Origin of the sequence: Mesoplasma entomophilum, assembly GCF_002804125.1 — a bacterium.
Lineage (GTDB): Bacteria > Bacillota_I > Bacilli_A > Mycoplasmatales > Mycoplasmataceae > Mesoplasma > Mesoplasma entomophilum.
Genome location: NZ_CP024966.1, coordinates 442,528 through 459,879, shown reverse-complemented (window position 1 = coordinate 459,879; position 17,352 = coordinate 442,528). Strand labels below are relative to the sequence as shown.

The window sequence follows — 17,352 nt, the reverse complement described above, 5'->3', positions numbered from 1 at the left end:
ATGACTAAAGAAAAAGAAATTATTAAAACTGAAGCTAAAAAACCTGTGGCTAAAAAAAGTACATCAACTGACAAAACAGCAGCAGTTAAAAAAACTGGGACTAAAAAAAGTACATCAACTGACAAAACAGCAGCAGTTAAAAAAACAACTGTAAAAAAAGTTGAAGTTAAAGAAAATAAAACAAAACCAGTTGAAACTGTTGAAGTGTTTGAATCAAAAACAGTTCAAGAACCAAAAGTTAAAAAATCAAAAAAGAAAAAAGAAAAATTAAAATTAAATTTTTGAAAAATGACATACATGTGGTTCCCAATGTGAAACATGATGCGTAAAGCAAAGAAAATTAGCAAAAAAAATATCAAAAGTCCAGGATACTTTTCAGAAGAATATTGTTATAATTTTGTAAAAAAAGCTGCAAAAAGAATATTGTATGTTTCAGATATTACAGTTAAATGTGAAGGAATTGAAAATTGATTAGATCGTGGTGTTATTTTAGCTCCTAATCATCAATCAAACTTTGATCCAGTAGCTCTTGTTGCTTTAAATAACTTTTACTTACAACAACCATTAGCATTCATTGCTAAAAAAGAATTATGAGAAGATAAAAAGTTTGGTAGATTTGTACGTTTAATGGATTGTATACCATTAGATAGAAAAAACCCAAGAAGTGCATTAGAGGCTTTCAAAGAAGGAAAAGAATTAGTTGTTGATTTTAGACGTTCATTGGCTATATTCCCTGAAGGAACAAGAAGTCATTCACAAGAAGTGGGTGAATTTCAACCAGCAGCATTAAAAGTAGCTCAAATGGCTAATGCCCCTGTTGTTCCTGTAACAATCATTAACTCATACCAAGTATTTAGTAAAAACAGACCAAAACATATTGAAATTAAAGTTGTGTTTGGCAAACCAATCATGCCTTTAAAACATATCTCATTAAAAACAGAAGACTTAACAAAAAATACAAGAAAAGTTGTTGTTGAAAATATGGAAAAATGAGCTGATAAAGAAATGTTATTAGATCACAAGATAATAAATAAAATTAATTTAAAAAATAGAGAAGATTTTAAAAAATCAGGCAAAACAAAAGCTAAAAAAGCAAAAGATAAGAAAAAAATTAAAGACATATTTAAAGTTGTTGATTAACAACTTTTTTTATTTTAAAAAAAAGTTATTTTTTTCAAAATTTTACTTGTTTATTTAAATTTAATAATATAAAATAAATAATGTCCTTGTTAAAAGAGGATAGCAAAAAAAAGGCATCGCTGACTTAGCTCAGTTGGTAGAGCAATTGACTAGTAATCAATAGGTCGAAGGTTCAAGTCCTTTAGTCAGCACCATTTAAATGGAGGGGTAGCGAAGCGGTCAAACGCGGGTGGCTGTAACCCACTTCCTTTCGGTTCGGGGGTTCGAATCCCTCCCCCTCCACCATTTATTGGGCTATAGCCAAGCGGTAAGGCAAGGGACTTTGACTCCCTCATGCGCCGGTTCGAATCCTGCTAGCCCAACCAACTTTGACTCGCTAGCTCAGTCGGTAGAGCAACTGGCTTTTAACCAGTGGGTCCGGAGTTCGAGCCTCCGGCGAGTCACCATATACATCCCCAAGTGGCGGAATCGGTAGACGCAGTGGACTTAAAATCCACCGGGCTTTATCTCCCGTGCCAGTTCAAGTCTGGCCTTGGGGACCATTTAAAAAATAGAATCAATCTTCGGATTGATTTTTTTGTTTATAAGCGTATAAAAAAAATAGGATCTTAACCCTATTAGTATTTATTTAAATTATAAGAGAAAGTTTCTGATCCAGATTCAGATTCTGATGATTTAGAATCTCTAACAACTCAGTTATCTCAATTCTTTCAATTTCAATTGCTCTTAGAATTTTTACTCAAATCATAATCATAACTTTCGCTTGTTGGTGAATATGTGTTAGTCATAATATCTTTTGTATTAACTACATTTTTAATGCTTTCATTAAAAGTTTGTATTAAATCATCAGGTTTATATTTACCTTTAGCAATTGTAGTATTATCTCCCGATTTTCAAAGGTCTTGATATGCTTCATAACCCTGCAAGAATCCAACAAATTCACCGTTTCTTATTATTAAAAATAAAGGACCTTTTGAATTTTTAATGGCTTCAACTCTTGAATTAATTTCTTCATTAACTTTTTTTATCTTTTCTTTGTCTTTAGTTTTATCTGAAGAAGGATTATAACTTGCTGAATACACCATTCTAGCTACAGAAGGTTTTATTCAATCATTTAATATTTTTTTAGTTGCTTTGTCTGTTCAAAGATCACCAACAGTTTCAACTGTGGTACCGTGCATTTCTATTTTAGTACTAGTTGCTTGTTGACTAAAAGTAAATAATTCAGTTTGACTTTCAAAATATCATAAGTTTTGTTTTTTATTATAAGTGACATTAGTTTGTGCTAAATTACCATCTTCACCATATGCATCATTAGTTTCAAAAACATTACCTATATTTTTAAAATTCCCGCCAAAAGTATTATCATCACTTGCATTTGCTTCATTTAATTTTGCAAAAGCTTCATCTAAACTTGCATCTTCACCAACATTAGTTGCTTCTTTTAGCGCGTATTCAAATGATAATGAAGAAAGATTATCTTGTGCACCAATATAGTAGACAAGAGTTGAACCATTTTTTTGCATTTCACCATCTTCATTTAAGGTTGGTCTAGTTGCATCAGCTAATTTAGAAAAGTTATCATAAGCTGGGACTGAACTATTTCCACAAGAAACAACAAGTGAAGCTGAAGATGCTGTTAAAGTTACTGCTCCTAAAAGGGCTATTAATTTTTTCATAATTCCTCCTTAAGTTGAATGAATAAAATCATTAATAATATTTTACTATAAAACATTAAAAATAACCAATTTAATATTTAATAATAAAATATTTTGTCATCTAACTTGTAAAAAAGTAGAAAGGTTGATAATATTAAATAGATATTGTATCTATACAAGAAAAAGTTTAGCGAGGTGACGTTTATGCGTGAAAAATATATTCTACGTTGTACAGAATGTAAAAATGAAAATTACATTGGTAAAAACGATAAGAAAAAAGAAAAAATAGAAGTTAAAAAATTCTGCAGCAACTGTAACAAACACGAATTACATAAACAAAAAAAATAGTTTTAACTATTTTATTTTTTTATCTAAATATAAAAATTAATTCAAACAAGGAGTACTTATGAAAAAACAAGAAATAATAAATGAATTATTAGACTCTAATTCAGCGGAGGCAATTTTATTTTACTCGCCTGAAAACAGATACTGATTTTCAAGATTTAAATCTTCATTAGGATATTTATTAGTAACTAAAACAAAAAGTTATTTATTAGTTGATGGAAGATACATTACAGCTGCAAGAAATTCAAAAAATATTCCAGCTGAAATCGAAATCAGGGAATTCTCAAATAATTTATTTACTCAAATAAAAGAAATTTTAAAACAACATGATGTGAAAAAATTAGGATTTGAATCAGATTGAGTACATTATGCAGATTTTGAAAAATATACTTCAATTTTTAAAGATCAAACTCTAGTACCAATAAATTGTTCAGAAATCAGAATTGTTAAAGATGAGTGAGAAATTGAACAGTTGCAAAAGGCTTGTGACATCACAAATGAAGTTTTTGAAGCAATTCTTGACTATGTAAAACCAGGGATGACTGAAAAAGAATTGCAAAGATTTATAGATAATGAATTCCTAGTAAAAGGTGCTGAAAAAATATCATTTGATACTATTATTGCATCTGGTGTAAACGGAAGTATGCCTCATGCTGTTCCAACTGATAAAAAAATAGAAGTTGGAGATCTTGTAACTATTGATATGGGATGTTATTACAATGGATATTGCTCAGATCAAACTAGAACTATTGCTATTGGTGAAATTGATGCTAAATTAGAGGATATTTATAATGCAGTTTATGAAGCACAATCATTAGGAATAAGTTTAGTATCTGAAGGTGTTAATGCTGGAGAAATACATAAACAAGTTTATGATTTCATTGAAAAAAGAGGGTATGGTGGATACTTTACTCATGGTTTAGGTCATGGTTATGGAGTTGAAATTCACGAAGAACCATATGCATCTGCTGCAGGTAATACTGTTTTAAAAGAAAACATGACTTTAACAATTGAACCAGGAATTTACATTCCAGGTTTAGGTGGAGTTAGAATTGAAGATGATATTTTAGTTTTAAAAGACGGTTACAGAATGCTAACTTCAGCAACAAGAGAATTAGTAAAACTTAAATTTTAATCAAAGTGAACTAAAGGTTCATTTTTTTATATTTATGTAACTTATCAAATTATTAATACTTTATAATTGTTATAAATATAGTTTTGGAGAAAAAAATGTTTTATAGTAGTTCAATAAAAGCTATGATAGATGTATTATCAAATTTTAATTTTTGAAGCATTCTAATAGCAGCATCGTTTATTATTTTTATAGGCTTCATATTTCAAAGAAAAAAACTCATTTTTGCTGATTGAGAAAAAGTTGTTGTGAAGATAATTTTATATGCGGCATTGCCTGCATTAGCACTTAAAAGTTTTTTAATTGATATAAATACTGATTATATTTGAGAATCTATTTTTGTAGCAATTTTAGGTTTGATATTTTATACAAGTTTAACTTTTGGTTCCAAATATTTTTTCATAGGTAAGACAAAATCAATACAAGATACTTTAGGAATGAGTGTTGCTTTTTCATCAGCAGTTTATTTTGGTGTAATGATTATAAAAGCAATATCTCCAGCTGATCAGCAACAGTCAATAGATTTATATTCATCATTATTTTTAATTGGATTTTGAATTTTCATGTATTCAGCAGCGGATAATATAATGAAAAAGAAAAGATATGATGAAAACGAAGTACAAAATAGTTTGTTAGCTGAAAAACAAAAGTTTTCATTTATGAGCATGCTTAAAGTTTTTAAAAACCCAGTTATAATAGCTACATTTATAGGAATATTTTTATGATTATTTCAATTAATTCCAGGTGTTAAAGTAATTCACATAAATAATACATATTATTCAATAAGTAGAATAGATAAATTTATTCCAGGTTTAAATCAAGTATTAGGTATATTAGCTCCATTAGCTAGTCCACTTGCATGATTTTCAATGGGAGCAGTTTTAGCAAAGAGTCAAATCAAAGAATCTTTCCAATCATGTTTAGTTTGATGAGCAACTTTTGTAAAAAATATAATTACACCGTTATTTTGCGTTGGATTATTTATTATATTTAGCTTATTACTGAAAATAACTACTGGAAAAGGTATAACTTCACTAGCATTTGTATTATGTGTAGCAATCATAGCTTCACCAACAGCCAACACAATTGTAGGATATGCAATTATTTACAATAAAGAACCAAAAATCGCCTCTCATGTAGGTACTTTGACAATTTTAACAAGTATAATTACAATACCATTTTGAATACTAATATCGTCTGCTATTGGTGCAACAAGTTTGTTCTCGTAAAACGGCAAAACACTTTTTTGATTGAAAAAGTGTTTTTTTTGTCTACAATAAATCTTAACAAGCTTAAGGAATATAAAGATATGCAATTTTTAAAGGAAAAAAATAAACTAAATAAATTTATTATTTATCCTTTGATAGGTATTTTTTTACTTAACTTATTCTTTTTTATATTTTCATCATTTTACGATTATGAAATAATGCAAATATTTGGCCAGTTATTAAAAATTGATTTTATAAAATATCTTTCAATTTATTATTTACAATCAGGTTACACAGATTTATACATTGTTTTTGCATTGACAGCTTTCATTATAATAGAATATATTTTAATAAATTTAAATAAGAAAAAGGGATTAGATAAGGACTTTTGATCTTGAATCTTTTTTGTTCTGATATTGATTGCATGATTTATTTTTATGCTTTTAAAAGTAGATAGCTCATGAAAATTTAATAAAACAGTTGAAACTATTGATGGAAATATATTGGAATTTGACATTAAAAAATTTATTAGTGCAAAAGATTTTAGAATATTGTTAGTTATCATAGCTATTTTACAATTCGCTATATTATTAAGCGTACTATTATATGCAAAATTAGTTTGATTTAAAAAACCATTTTTTTATGAAAATAAATACTGAATTAAATGTATTCAAGTAATTGTTTTCTTCTTTTTAGCGTATGCCATAGTAGGATCATTAAAAATATTAATGGGAAGAGATTACTATAACTCGATCGAAGTTGTTTTAAAAGAAAGAGTAAACATGTTCCAAGAAAAATATGGAATTACATTAAAATTTAATCCAGATTGAATTAAATCACCTGATGGTTTTCAGCCTTGATGAATTTTTAATGGATTAATTGGTAATCCAAATAAAATAGAATGATCTATTGAAAAATTATTTAATGCTAATGCTTTCCCATCAGGACACATGGCTCAAATGGGAATGTGTGGATTTGCATTTATTTTTATAATTGATTTTAAAAATCTCAATAATTTATCAAAAGGAAAAATAATTGGAATTTATTTATTCTTTGTGCACCAATTATTTCTAGTAATATCATTTTTAATTAATGGAAGTCACTGACTTACTGATACAACATTTACTTGAATGTGAATTATCATATGTTCTTATTTATCTATAGTTATAGTTAATAAAATAGTAAATAAAAAGTCATAGTTTAAAACTATGATTTTGTTTTAAAATACATTTTTGACTAAAATTTACGACTTGTTTTTTTAATTCTTTTGGTTTTAAATATAGTTATTAAATATTTTAAAAGGGACTATAATGAAAAAAAGAAATTCAGGATTGGATATAATTAAAATATTTTTATCCTTATTTGTTGTTATATATCATCAATACTTGCATCAAAGAACGATTTTCAATGAAAATTTTAGTCAATTTGATAGTTGATTTTTTAGCTCTTTTTCAGTAATAATTGCTTCCCCAGTTCCTATTTTTATTTTAATTTCTGCTTATTTTGCAACTATTTCATCTAAGCAAGATTTAAGAAGTTTTTTTAAATTTGGGATAGACACTTTTTTATATTGAGCTATATGTGTTATTTTGGTTATTATTTTTGTTTCTGGTTTAAATGTTGATATTAGTATCAGTACAACATTGACTTTTGGAGGAAGAGACTGATGATATTTATGATCTTTTCTGATTATCAAATCAATTTCTCCTATATTAGTTCAGGGTATAAAAAGTGCTAATAAAATTGTTAGTTTAGTAGGAATTATATTTCTTTTAGGTATTAGATTTGCTTTTATAAAAGCAAACAATGATGAGCTATTTAATGCTGGAACGATAATAGGTTTTTTGTCTGTTTATTTGATAGGCATATGGATGACTTTTTTTCTAAAAGAGCAGATGAAAAATAAAAGAGTTATAAAAGCTTCAATAATTGTTTGTTGTATGTTTGTTGTATTGCCTTTTATTTTTAAGATAATGCAATTTTGAATAGATCTTAATATTTCTAAACTATTAGGATTTGATTCGCCAATGACACCTTTCCCTGTTATATTTAGCATATTTGCATTTATTTTGATTACAAATGTCTATATTGAAGAGAATAAGTTTACTAATTTGATTGCTAAGACCTTATTGCCAGTTTATTTATTTCACTTTGTTTTTGAGATCGCAATGAACCAATTGGTTTGAAGTAAAGTTTTTAAAAACTCAAATAGTTTAGCTTTATATGAATTAAATTTCTGTATAGCCTTAATTACATGACTTATTGCAGAAGTATTTGCTTTTTTAATAATTTATCCTCATGATTTTGTTTCAAAATATTTAAATATATCTCTTTGGACAACAATAAATTTTATAAATCAGAAATATAAAAAAATCTTAGCTAAATGCTAAGATTTTACTTTATATTTTCAAATTTTTCTTTGGCTATATCTTTAAAAATTTGATCGTTAGTTTGTTCAAACATATAACTTGCTCAATAAATTCATAAGTAATTTTGATATAAAATTAAATCAGTTATTTTACTTAATTCTGTTTGAGATAAATTTAATAAATTTAAAAATACATTTCATCTTTTTTTATTTAAAGATTCACTTACAAAACTAGCGTAATCAAATAAATAGTGATTATACATTGCATATTCAAAATCAATTACTTTTCACCCTTTTTTAAAATTAATAAAATTCCCTTTTACTAAGTCATTGTGTGAAAAAACTGGTTTAGAGTTATCACTTCAATAATTATCTATTATTAAATTCACTTGCTCTTTTATAAAAGTTAAATCATACAAACATTCTTTTGTATTTTTAGTAAAAAAATTTAAAAATTCTTTAGGATCAAATGTCTTTATATCAACCAATTCTAAATTATGAATTTTACTAATTATTTTAATTATTGATTTCATCTTATTGACACATATATCTGTTTCATGAAGAGTTATAGCATTATCAAAAAATTCAGTTTTAGAGATCAATTGTGCTTTATTCTTTTTTCATTCAAAAGGTATAATTATAAAATCATTTTTTAAATAATTTAATTGCTCATAAACCTTAATTTCATTAATTCTATCAAGGTATTTATCAACATATGGATAAGATTCTTTAATTAAAACTTTTTCTTTAACAAATATTTTATTACTTAAACCGTGAACTGCTTTCATTTTTATACCTAAACCTCTAAAATATATAATATATATTATCAAATTATCTCAGAAAGGCAGTCATGAATAAAAAAGAATTATGAATAGCTACCAATAATGAGGGTAAAATCAAAGAATTTAAAATGTTACTACCTGGTTATGAAATAAAAAGTGTTAAAGACTTACCAGAATATGTTGAACCAGAAGAAAATGGTGAAACTTTATTAGAAAACGCAAAAATTAAAGCTGAAGCACTTTCAAAATATATTAATGGCTGAGCTATTGGAGATGATACTGGTTATTTTTTTGATGCGCTTGATGGTTTTCCTGGAGTTTATTCAAGAAGATGAGCATATCCAGTAACTGATTTTAAAGATATATGTAAAATGATAATGAAAAAAACAGAAAATTCAGATAACAAAAATATGAGCATGCAAACTGCAATTGTAATTTGTAATTATAATCAAAATGAAAGTTTTGAAGCCTTAGGTGTTACAAAAGGTGTTATGGGAGAAGAATTAAAAGTGTCAGATCATACTTTTGGTTATGACTATATTTTTAAACCAGAACCATTTAATGTTTATTGTGCTGAATTAACTGAAGATGAAAAAATAAATTGTTCTGCAAGAGCATATGCATTAAATGATATTAAGAAAATAATTGAAAAGGAAATTAAATAATGGAAAGACAAGTTAATATAGTTTTATACGAACCAGAAATAGCTCAAAATGTTGCAGCTATCATTAGAACATGTGTTGCTACTAATGCTAAACTACATATTATTGAACCATTAGGTTTTATATTCAAAAAGGAAGAATTGAATCGTGCAAGTGCAGGTACTTTTGATTTAGTTGAATATGAGTTATACGATGACTGAGAAGATTTTTGTGAAAAAAATCCAAGTATTGATTTATTCTGTATTTCAAGATACGGAGAAAAACCTCATAGTGATTTTGATTTTAATTCTTATGAAAAACCTGTTTTTGTAATGTTTGGTAAAGAATCAACAGGGATTCCAAAACAAATAATAAAAGATAATTATCAAAACACTTTTAGACTGCCAATGTCACCTCAAACAAGAAGCATTAATGTAGCTAATACTGTTGGAATTGTAACGTATGAAATTTTAAGACAATGAGATTATCCAGCTTTAAGTAAAACCGAAGTTCAAAAAGGTAAAGATTACATTATGAGTGAAAGATGAAAAGATGAAAAATAATAAAAAAATAGCACTTTTTGGTGGTAGTTTTGATCCTGTTCATACTGACCATTTTAATATGGCTAAAGCATGTCATGATAAATTAGGTTTTGAGGAGGTTTGAATAATCCCAACTTTCTTGAATCCATTTAAATCTTCAACTAAAACATCAAACGAAGAAAGACTTAATTTACTTAATTTAATTTTTAAAAATGAAAATTACATTAAAATTGATCAATTTGAAATGAATAATCAAAGAGTAACAACAACTTATGAAACTGTTTCTCATTTTAAAAAAATGTATCCTTACTATGATTTTTCTTTTGTAATAGGTTCTGATAATTTAAATCGTTTAGAAGAATGAAATAATTTTGATGAATTAATTAGCTTGGTTAATTTTATTGTTTTTGAAAGAAGTAATGATTACAAAAAAGAGGTTGCACAAAAATACAATCTGCCAATTTATCATTTTGAGAATAATTATTTAAGTTCAACTAAAATCAGAGAACTTGAAGATTTAAAATTATTAACTCCAAGTGTTAATGACTATATTAATTATCACTTGTTATATCTTGATATAAGAATGAAACCATTTATGGATAAGGAAAGATATCAACATTGTTTAAACGTTGGAGAAATGGCTGCTAAATTAGCTGAATTAAACAATATTGACCCACAAAAAGCAAAAGTTGCTGGAACATTGCATGATATAACAAAGAGATGATCAGAAGAAAAACAAATTGCATACTTAACTAAGTATGAAAAAGCTTTACTTGGTGAACCAAAACCAGTTTGACATTCATACACTGGAGCATTTCATTTAAAATATGATTGATTAATTAATGATGAAGAAATTATTAATGCAGTTTATAACCATACAGTTGGCTGTGAAGAAATGACAACATTAGATATGATAGTTTTTTGTGCAGACAAAATTAGTGTTGAACGTGATTATGAAGATGTTCAATATTTTCGTGAAGAATGTTTTAAAGATTTAAAAACAGGATTTATTAAATTATTAATAAATCAATATGATGTAGCAATTAAAACTCATGGAATTGAAGCTATTGGAGATAAGCTTTTAAAAACATATAACTTTTACGTAAAAGGAGATAATTAATGAAATTAATAATTGGAGCTATGCATGAGGAATTACAAGATTCAATAGCGTTTTATAATTTAAAAAAAATTGATGAAGAAAAATTTGTTATTTATAAAAATGAAGAAATTATGTTTTGTATAACAGGTGTTGGATTAATTAATTCAGCAGCTCAATTAGCATATATTTTAACTAAATATGAAATTGATTCAATAATTAATATTGGAACTAGTGGTGGTTGTGATAAGAGTTTAAAACAAGGTGATATTATACTTGTTGATAAAGTTTATAATAGTGTTGCTGATGCAACAGTTTTTGGTTATGCATATGGACAAGTTCCAAGAATGCCAAAATACTATGAAACAAATAAAGAAAAAATAATGAATAAAATTGATTCTGCAAAAATTAAGAATATTGCATCATCTGATATATTTATTCACTCGATTGATCAAGTAAATTCTTTAGTAAAAAAGATTGATGATGAAATTAGCATTTTAGATATGGAATGTTTTGCCTATGCTCAAACTGCTTATTTATTTAAAAAGGAATTTAGTGTAATTAAAATTGTAAGTGATATTATTGGAAAAAAAGATGCAAATAATGTCCAATTTAATGATTTTATTAAAATTGCAGGAAAAGAAATTTTGGAAATACTTAAAAAAATATTATAATAATAGTATAGAACTCGAGGTGGATTTATGGCAAATCACAAAATTAAAGGTAGAAAAGAAGCTACAATCTTAAGAGAACTTACAATCATTATTGAAAGAGAAATGAAAAATGACATTTTAAGAGCTCTTTCAATCGCTGAAGTAAGATTAACAAATGATAGTGAAATAGCTAAAATTTATTGATCATTCTTACCATTAAACAAAGAAATAACAAAAGAATTAATAGCAAGTGAATTAGAAGACAACAAAAAAACAATTCGTATGAAATTAGCACATAAACTAAATACAAGAACTGTTCCAGATTTATTTTTTGAATATGATACAAGTTTAGAAAATGCTAATAGAATTGAAGAAATTCTAAATAAAGTAAATAAATAATTCAATAATTAATCTACTTAGGTAGATTTTTTTTTATTTTTTCATTAATAACTAGTATGAAAAAGACTAAGTACATATTAGCTACAATTGTAATTTTAATTCTTGTTTTTATAACAAGTATTTTTAGTTTTGATAACTTAAGTAAAAAAGAAATGTTTGTATTTGAAATGAGATATGAATTTAAAACAACAATTGATGACTTTAAATATCCTAAAAAATTACCTAAAAATAAATATAAAAACTATTGAAAGGAATTTCAAGATATTAATAGTAATTTAAATTGATTTGAACCCATTAAAATTCAACTCAATACAGATTATATAATTCTTGATATAAAAGAAAATTATGTGGAAAAAATAAATTACACTAATTTAAAAATAAATGATCTTTTAGTTTTCAATTTAAGTCATGTTGAAAATACTGAATTGTTTCTAATTTTGAACCAGTCAAAACCTTCTTCTATTATTGAAAGTGAGGTGAAATCATTCTGTGAATCTAAAAACGACAAATTTTTATATGAAAAAGGGATTATTAAGTTGATTACATTTTAAACCAATATCATATTTTGCTTTCTTGGTTTCACTTGTGACTATTTATAATTTTATATATTCAAAAGAAGTAATTTACTTATTATTAACAATATTGTTATTAATCTATTTTATTTATACACAAGAAAAGTATAAAAAAGCATTTATAGCTTTTTGAATAATTAGTGCTTTATTTTTACTTTTAATTTACTTGTACTGAAATTCAAATACTTTTCAGCAAGATCAAGTAATAGAAGAACAAGGACGAGTAATAAAATGTAAAACTAATTATATTATTGTGAAAATTAAAAACTCCAAATTCTATGTTCAAGCAACACAAAATAACTATGTTGTTGGAATGAAAGTAAAAATTACAGGTAATGTTTCTGAAATAAATTCGACAGCTAATTATTATCAATTTGACTTTAAAGATTATTTAATGAAGGATTATGTTAGGTATCAATTAAAAGTATCAAACATAGAACAATTAAATAATTTTAATATAAGAGTTGTATTTTATAAACTTTTTAAACTTAATAATGCCCACGCATTGATAAATATTCTTTTTCTTAATAAACAAGATTCATCTGACTTACTGATTTCTAATCTTAATAATTTAGGTTTGAAGTTTTTAATGAATTTTAACTTAATAAATATAGTATTATTTTTTAAATTATTGGAAAAATTAATAGGTAAAAAAGTAATAATATTTTTAATGTTTATTTTATTTGTATGAAACTATCTTACATGTTGACCATTAATTATGACTAGAATTTTGTTTAACCAAATATTAAATAGTTTTAAAAAGCTAAAAGACAAAAAAGAACTTAAAAATTTAATAGTTATGATTTGATTAATTTTATTATTTCCAAACTTTATTTCAAGTTCAGGCTTCTGATATATTAACTTAATTATTCTTTTTAGTTCATTAATGAATAAGAAAGTTAACAAAATTTGAATTTTTTTATATTTTTATATTCTGTTTAATATATTAAATATCTATTTTACATATCAGTTAAATGTAACAGCAAGTTTTTACGCTATTTTACTTTCACCTATAATAAGCATTTATTATCTATTAACACCAATTATATATTTTGTTGATAAAAATCTATTAAACAATTTATATAATGTATTGCTATTAATAATTTCAGCATTTAATAGTTTTAGTTTAATTAGAAATATAGGAAGTTTTAACATTTTATTTTTAGTATTAGGATTTATAATGTCAATTAGCTTATCAACTAATTTAGTCACAATTAAAATAAAATTATTTTGAACAACATTGTTTGTACTCACATGAGGCTTACTTTGATTATTAAAGCCTAGCGAATATTTATCAATGCTAAATGTAGGGAATGGAAATAGCTTTGTTTATCACAATAAATGGAATAACATAACTATTATATTTGATGCTGGAGTAGGCAAACAAAGAAGTTCAGATTTAGTTAGTGATTTCTTAAGGTACGAAGGAATAAATAAAATTGACATTGTTTTCATTTCGCATACGCATGAGGATCATTATAATAATTTATTTAGTTTAAAAGAAAATTTTAAGATAAAACAAATTATTTTAAACGATGATTTCGCTAATAGTATCAAAATAAAGAATGTAATGATTAATGTTTTCATTAATCCCAATGCTAATTCAGAAAATAATAAAAGTTTAGTTTTAATAGTAGATGTAGGCAATATAAGATCTGTTTTTATGGGAGATGCAGAAAAAGAAACAGAAAATCATTTAATTAACAGAATAGATTTCTTATATATTTTAAATTTAAGAAAAGTTAATATTTTGCAAATAGGGCATCATGGAAGTAAAACAAGTTCAAGCGTTGAGTTTATTAATTTAATAAACCCTGATATAGCTTTAATTAGCGGAGAAAATGAAGGAGGAAATAAGAAATTTCCTCATCAAGAAACAATAAACACTTTGAAAAGATTGAAAATTAACTATTACATAACAAATGGAAATAACAATTTTTTTGTAATGTTCAAAAATTTAAAAGTCGTAAAAAAATAAGGCAACATTTGTTGCCTTACATTATTCTTTTTAGTTGAGAATTACGCTTGCATTAAACGTGATTTTTCTCTTGCAGCTTTATTAGGTTTTAAGATACCTTTTTTAACACCTTTGTCAACTAAACTAACTGCGTGGTTAATTAAATCTGTTGCATCAGTAGCTTCATCTTTTTTAGCAGCTAAAGCTTTTTTAATCGCTGTTCTAATTTCTGATTTAATCGCTTTGTTTGAAGCTCTTGATTTTTCGTTAGTTAAAACACGTTTTTTTTGTGATTTAATATTTGGCATAATTTCAACTCCTTTATATAATTTTTAGTACAATTTAGATTATAACAAATAACTAGATAAAATTAAACATTTTTATTCTTTAAACATTTTTATCTAATCATTGATATAAAATAAGAATAACATTTGTGGAGGTAAGCATGTATTTTATTTATTCAGAAGATCATTTTTTATTAACAAAAACAGTAAATAAACTAGTTAAAGGATTACTAACTGAAAAAGATTATGAAGTTGAAAATTATTCTTTAATTTACAATGATATATCTGAGATTTATACTACCTTAAATACGTTTTCATTATTTGGCCAGCCAAAAATATTAATAATAAGTGATGCATGATTTGCAACTGAAGAGAAAATAAGTTTGCACAAAAATTATTCAGAAGAAGCTTTATACAAAATTCTTGAAAGCAAAACAGATAATATAGTTATTTTCACTTTGAATAATGAAAGAATATCAAAAAGATTAAAATTAGTTAAATATATGGAAGAAAATTTGGAAGTAACAAATGTTAAACCAATGCAAGAAAATGAAGTTTTAAATTATATTAAGGCATTTTTTACAAAAAGTGAAAAGTCAATAACAGATAATGACGCCGCATTTATATTTCAATCAATTCCAAAGGATATGCAAACATTAACAAATGAATTAACAAAACTTTCTCATATAGAATCAGATCTAATTACACTTGAAGATATTAAAAATAACCTAACTAAGTACATTGATAATGATATTTTTGAATTATCAAACGCCTTTGTAAATAATCAAACAAAAATATTTTTAAAATTATATAAAGATTATTTATTATTGAATGATGATATATCAAAATTGGTAGCCCTATTAAGCTCAACAGTTGTTTTCTTTAGAGATGTGAATGTTATGAGACAGCAAGGCATGAGAAATGATGAAATAGTTCAAATAACTAAGGCTCACCCCTATAGAGTTAAAGTTGCACTATCAAATAAACTTAACATTAAAAAATTAAATGATAAAATTAAATTATTATATTCTATTCAACAAGGCGTTTTAAATAACACTATGGATAAAGATAATATAGTTGAATATCAATTTATAAAAAACATGGAGGATAAAAATGGATAATAAAAAGATTTATATTAGTATTTCACATTTAATGTTTAATGTTATCAAGAACAATAAATTAAAGTACTATTTAAGAAAAGATGAAGCTTTTAGAAAAGAAGTTATAAAATTAATTGATTTATTACTACTTTTAGAAAGTGATAAATTTAAATGTAGATATAATCGTAAAAAGATCGCTGCTGAATTTGCTAAAGCTTATGTAAAAATTACAAAAGTTTCAAATAGATTTGAAGTACCTGAAGATGAAATGAATAGTGAAGAAATATATGCTGAATATTCACGCGTTGTTGGATTTATTAGTGAAAACTATAAAACAGCAAGAAAAACATTAACAAATGAGGAAGAGTTATTTACAATTGAAGATATCGAATTAAATGGTAAATTATCAGCTGACTTTGTTAAAAAAATGGATGAAAAATTGGCTGATGAAGCAAAAGAGAAAGCAGAAAAAGAAGCTAAGGAAAAAGCAGAAAAAGAAAAAACTAATTCTGAAGATAAAAAAACAACTAATTCAGAAAATATAAATCAACAAAATTTCAAACAACAAAATTTTAATCAACAACAAAATTTCTTTGGTGGTAACATGGGTGGGGATATGCCTCAAAACATTTTCTTAAATCCAAAATTCTATCCTTTTAAAACAAAACCTAAGTATATGCCAATACTTAAAAAATGTTTTACATTACTTATGTTAATTACAATAGTTTTTTATGTAACACTAGTTATTTATGTAGGCACTGTAAGAGTTGACTTAGATTATAAAAATCAAAGTTCATTAATTCATGTTCTTTTACCTAAAGCAAAATGGGAAGCTGGATTTGAATATTGAATAGTAACAACAAGTGCAAACGCAAAAGTTCCAAGTTTTTCAACAAATGTTGATATTTTCGCTAAGTCAACGACAAATATTGGTTCTATTATATTCGCAATTTTCTACTTGTTATGATTTGGTTATATAGGCTATACATTTTGAAAAAAACAGGATGCATCAAGATTGAAATTTAGAGTAAGTGGATTCACATTATTAATTGTTGCAGTATTTGTATTTTTCCTTTTATTTGAAACTGCTGGTTCAATATCAAATGATTTAGTTATGAAAAAATGAAATTCTTATGGTTCATTATCAATCAAACTAGCTGGAGAAACAAATCCAATACCAATTAATGATTTTAACTACTATGATGATTTTATTGCAAAATTAACATTAAATTATGCTTCACAATTAAAAGTTGTTACAAGTCTTTCAATATGTGCTTTTGTTTCATCAATTTTAACTTTAATGGGAGCTATAATGTTAGTTATCATTAATCCAAAAAAAGACGTTCAAAAAATTATGAAAGCGAGAGCTGAACAAGCAAACGCAACAATGGCTGCAATGCAAGGAAAACATTATGAAATCGATTCTTCACTATTTGACGAGGATGAACAAAAATAATAATTAAATGATAGATTTC

General features: G+C 25.3%; 18 protein-coding genes and 5 tRNA genes. 20 read left to right on the top strand and 3 right to left on the bottom strand.

The features are described from left to right. The 6 genes from MENTO_RS02070 (at nt 1) to MENTO_RS02045 (ending at nt 1,682) form a co-directional block, all read left to right on the top strand. Nucleotides 1–1,140, top strand: a complete 1,140-nt coding sequence (locus MENTO_RS02070; RefSeq protein ID WP_099651220.1) for a lysophospholipid acyltransferase family protein — start codon at nt 1–3, stop codon at nt 1,138–1,140. A gap of 118 nt (nt 1,141–1,258) precedes the next feature. Next, nucleotides 1,259–1,334 (top strand) — tRNA-Thr (locus tag MENTO_RS02065). 7 nt (nt 1,335–1,341) lie between these two features. Next, nucleotides 1,342–1,425 (top strand) — tRNA-Tyr (locus tag MENTO_RS02060). Between the two features lie 5 nt (nt 1,426–1,430). Then, nucleotides 1,431–1,505 (top strand) — tRNA-Gln (locus MENTO_RS02055). Nucleotides 1,506–1,510: 5 nt separating this feature from the next. Beyond that, nucleotides 1,511–1,586 (top strand) — tRNA-Lys (locus MENTO_RS02050). A 7-nt stretch (nt 1,587–1,593) separates the two neighbouring features. Further along, nucleotides 1,594–1,682, top strand: a tRNA-Leu gene (locus MENTO_RS02045). Nucleotides 1,683–1,757: 75 nt separating this feature from the next. Here the strand turns inward: MENTO_RS02045 and MENTO_RS02040 are convergent. Beyond that, nucleotides 1,758–2,819 (bottom strand): lipoprotein, encoded by a 1,062-nt coding sequence (locus MENTO_RS02040; RefSeq protein ID WP_099651219.1) that lies wholly within the window; start codon nt 2,817–2,819, stop codon nt 1,758–1,760. Between the two features lie 183 nt (nt 2,820–3,002). Between MENTO_RS02040 and rpmG the strand changes: the two genes are divergently transcribed. The 5 genes from rpmG to MENTO_RS02015 all read left to right on the top strand — a co-directional run bounded on the left by rpmG (nt 3,003) and on the right by MENTO_RS02015 (nt 7,873). Next, on the top strand, nt 3,003–3,146 hold the full coding sequence (gene rpmG, locus MENTO_RS02035; RefSeq protein ID WP_011183279.1) for a 50S ribosomal protein L33: 144 nt from the start codon (nt 3,003–3,005) through the stop codon (nt 3,144–3,146). Between the two features lie 58 nt (nt 3,147–3,204). Next, the gene (locus tag MENTO_RS02030; protein ID WP_099651218.1) at nt 3,205–4,278 is read left to right on the top strand and encodes an aminopeptidase P family protein; all 1,074 of its coding nucleotides are present in this window, start codon (nt 3,205–3,207) and stop codon (nt 4,276–4,278) included. A gap of 95 nt (nt 4,279–4,373) precedes the next feature. Next, nucleotides 4,374–5,504, top strand: coding sequence for an AEC family transporter (locus MENTO_RS02025; protein WP_099651217.1), 1,131 nt, complete (start codon nt 4,374–4,376; stop codon nt 5,502–5,504). An 80-nt stretch (nt 5,505–5,584) separates the two neighbouring features. Beyond that, nucleotides 5,585–6,682 (top strand): phosphatase PAP2 family protein, encoded by a 1,098-nt coding sequence (locus MENTO_RS02020; RefSeq protein ID WP_099651216.1) that lies wholly within the window; start codon nt 5,585–5,587, stop codon nt 6,680–6,682. A 111-nt stretch (nt 6,683–6,793) separates the two neighbouring features. Further along, entirely contained in the window at nt 6,794–7,873 is a 1,080-nt protein-coding gene (locus tag MENTO_RS02015; RefSeq protein ID WP_099651215.1) for an acyltransferase family protein, read from the top strand. Nucleotides 7,874–7,877: 4 nt separating this feature from the next. On the opposite strand, the gene MENTO_RS02010 is transcribed toward MENTO_RS02015, so the two are convergent. Beyond that, complete coding sequence (locus tag MENTO_RS02010; RefSeq protein WP_099651214.1) at nt 7,878–8,639, bottom strand: phosphotransferase family protein; 762 nt, start codon at nt 8,637–8,639, stop codon at nt 7,878–7,880. Nucleotides 8,640–8,701: 62 nt separating this feature from the next. Between MENTO_RS02010 and MENTO_RS02005 the strand changes: the two genes are divergently transcribed. The 7 genes from MENTO_RS02005 to MENTO_RS01975 are packed head-to-tail and all read left to right on the top strand — an operon-like array spanning nt 8,702 to nt 14,514. Next, complete coding sequence (locus MENTO_RS02005) at nt 8,702–9,298, top strand: non-canonical purine NTP pyrophosphatase (protein WP_099651213.1); 597 nt, start codon at nt 8,702–8,704, stop codon at nt 9,296–9,298. Continuing rightward, nucleotides 9,295–9,837: a tRNA (cytidine(34)-2'-O)-methyltransferase gene (locus MENTO_RS02000; RefSeq protein WP_167372707.1), complete on the top strand. Its 543-nt coding sequence runs from the start codon at nt 9,295–9,297 to the stop codon at nt 9,835–9,837. Before MENTO_RS02005 ends, MENTO_RS02000 begins: the two co-directional genes overlap by 4 nt. Next, on the top strand, nt 9,827–10,936 hold the full coding sequence (locus tag MENTO_RS01995) for a nicotinate-nucleotide adenylyltransferase (RefSeq protein WP_099651211.1): 1,110 nt from the start codon (nt 9,827–9,829) through the stop codon (nt 10,934–10,936). The genes MENTO_RS02000 and MENTO_RS01995 overlap by 11 nt, the downstream gene beginning before the upstream one ends. Next, on the top strand, nt 10,936–11,586 hold the full coding sequence (gene mtnN, locus MENTO_RS01990) for a 5'-methylthioadenosine/S-adenosylhomocysteine nucleosidase (RefSeq protein ID WP_099651210.1): 651 nt from the start codon (nt 10,936–10,938) through the stop codon (nt 11,584–11,586). The genes MENTO_RS01995 and mtnN overlap by 1 nt, the downstream gene beginning before the upstream one ends. 27 nt (nt 11,587–11,613) lie before the next feature. After that, a complete protein-coding gene (rbfA, locus tag MENTO_RS01985; protein WP_099651209.1) occupies nt 11,614–11,964 on the top strand; it encodes a 30S ribosome-binding factor RbfA in 351 nt (116 codons plus the stop codon). A gap of 56 nt (nt 11,965–12,020) precedes the next feature. Then, nucleotides 12,021–12,515: a hypothetical protein gene (locus MENTO_RS01980; RefSeq protein ID WP_099651208.1), complete on the top strand. Its 495-nt coding sequence runs from the start codon at nt 12,021–12,023 to the stop codon at nt 12,513–12,515. After that, the gene (locus MENTO_RS01975) at nt 12,481–14,514 is read left to right on the top strand and encodes a ComEC/Rec2 family competence protein (protein ID WP_167372681.1); all 2,034 of its coding nucleotides are present in this window, start codon (nt 12,481–12,483) and stop codon (nt 14,512–14,514) included. The genes MENTO_RS01980 and MENTO_RS01975 overlap by 35 nt, the downstream gene beginning before the upstream one ends. A 41-nt stretch (nt 14,515–14,555) precedes the next feature. Here MENTO_RS01975 and rpsT read toward each other — a convergent pair whose 3' ends face one another. Continuing rightward, the gene (gene rpsT, locus MENTO_RS01970; protein ID WP_011183267.1) at nt 14,556–14,801 is read right to left on the bottom strand and encodes a 30S ribosomal protein S20; all 246 of its coding nucleotides are present in this window, start codon (nt 14,799–14,801) and stop codon (nt 14,556–14,558) included. 137 nt (nt 14,802–14,938) lie between these two features. Here rpsT and holA point away from each other — a divergent pair, with 137 nt between their 5' ends. Then, nucleotides 14,939–15,898, top strand: a complete 960-nt coding sequence (holA, locus tag MENTO_RS01965) for a DNA polymerase III subunit delta (RefSeq protein WP_099651207.1) — start codon at nt 14,939–14,941, stop codon at nt 15,896–15,898. After that, complete coding sequence (locus MENTO_RS01960; RefSeq protein WP_099651206.1) at nt 15,891–17,333, top strand: hypothetical protein; 1,443 nt, start codon at nt 15,891–15,893, stop codon at nt 17,331–17,333. Before holA ends, MENTO_RS01960 begins: the two co-directional genes overlap by 8 nt. Nucleotides 17,334–17,352: the final 19 nt, after the last annotated feature.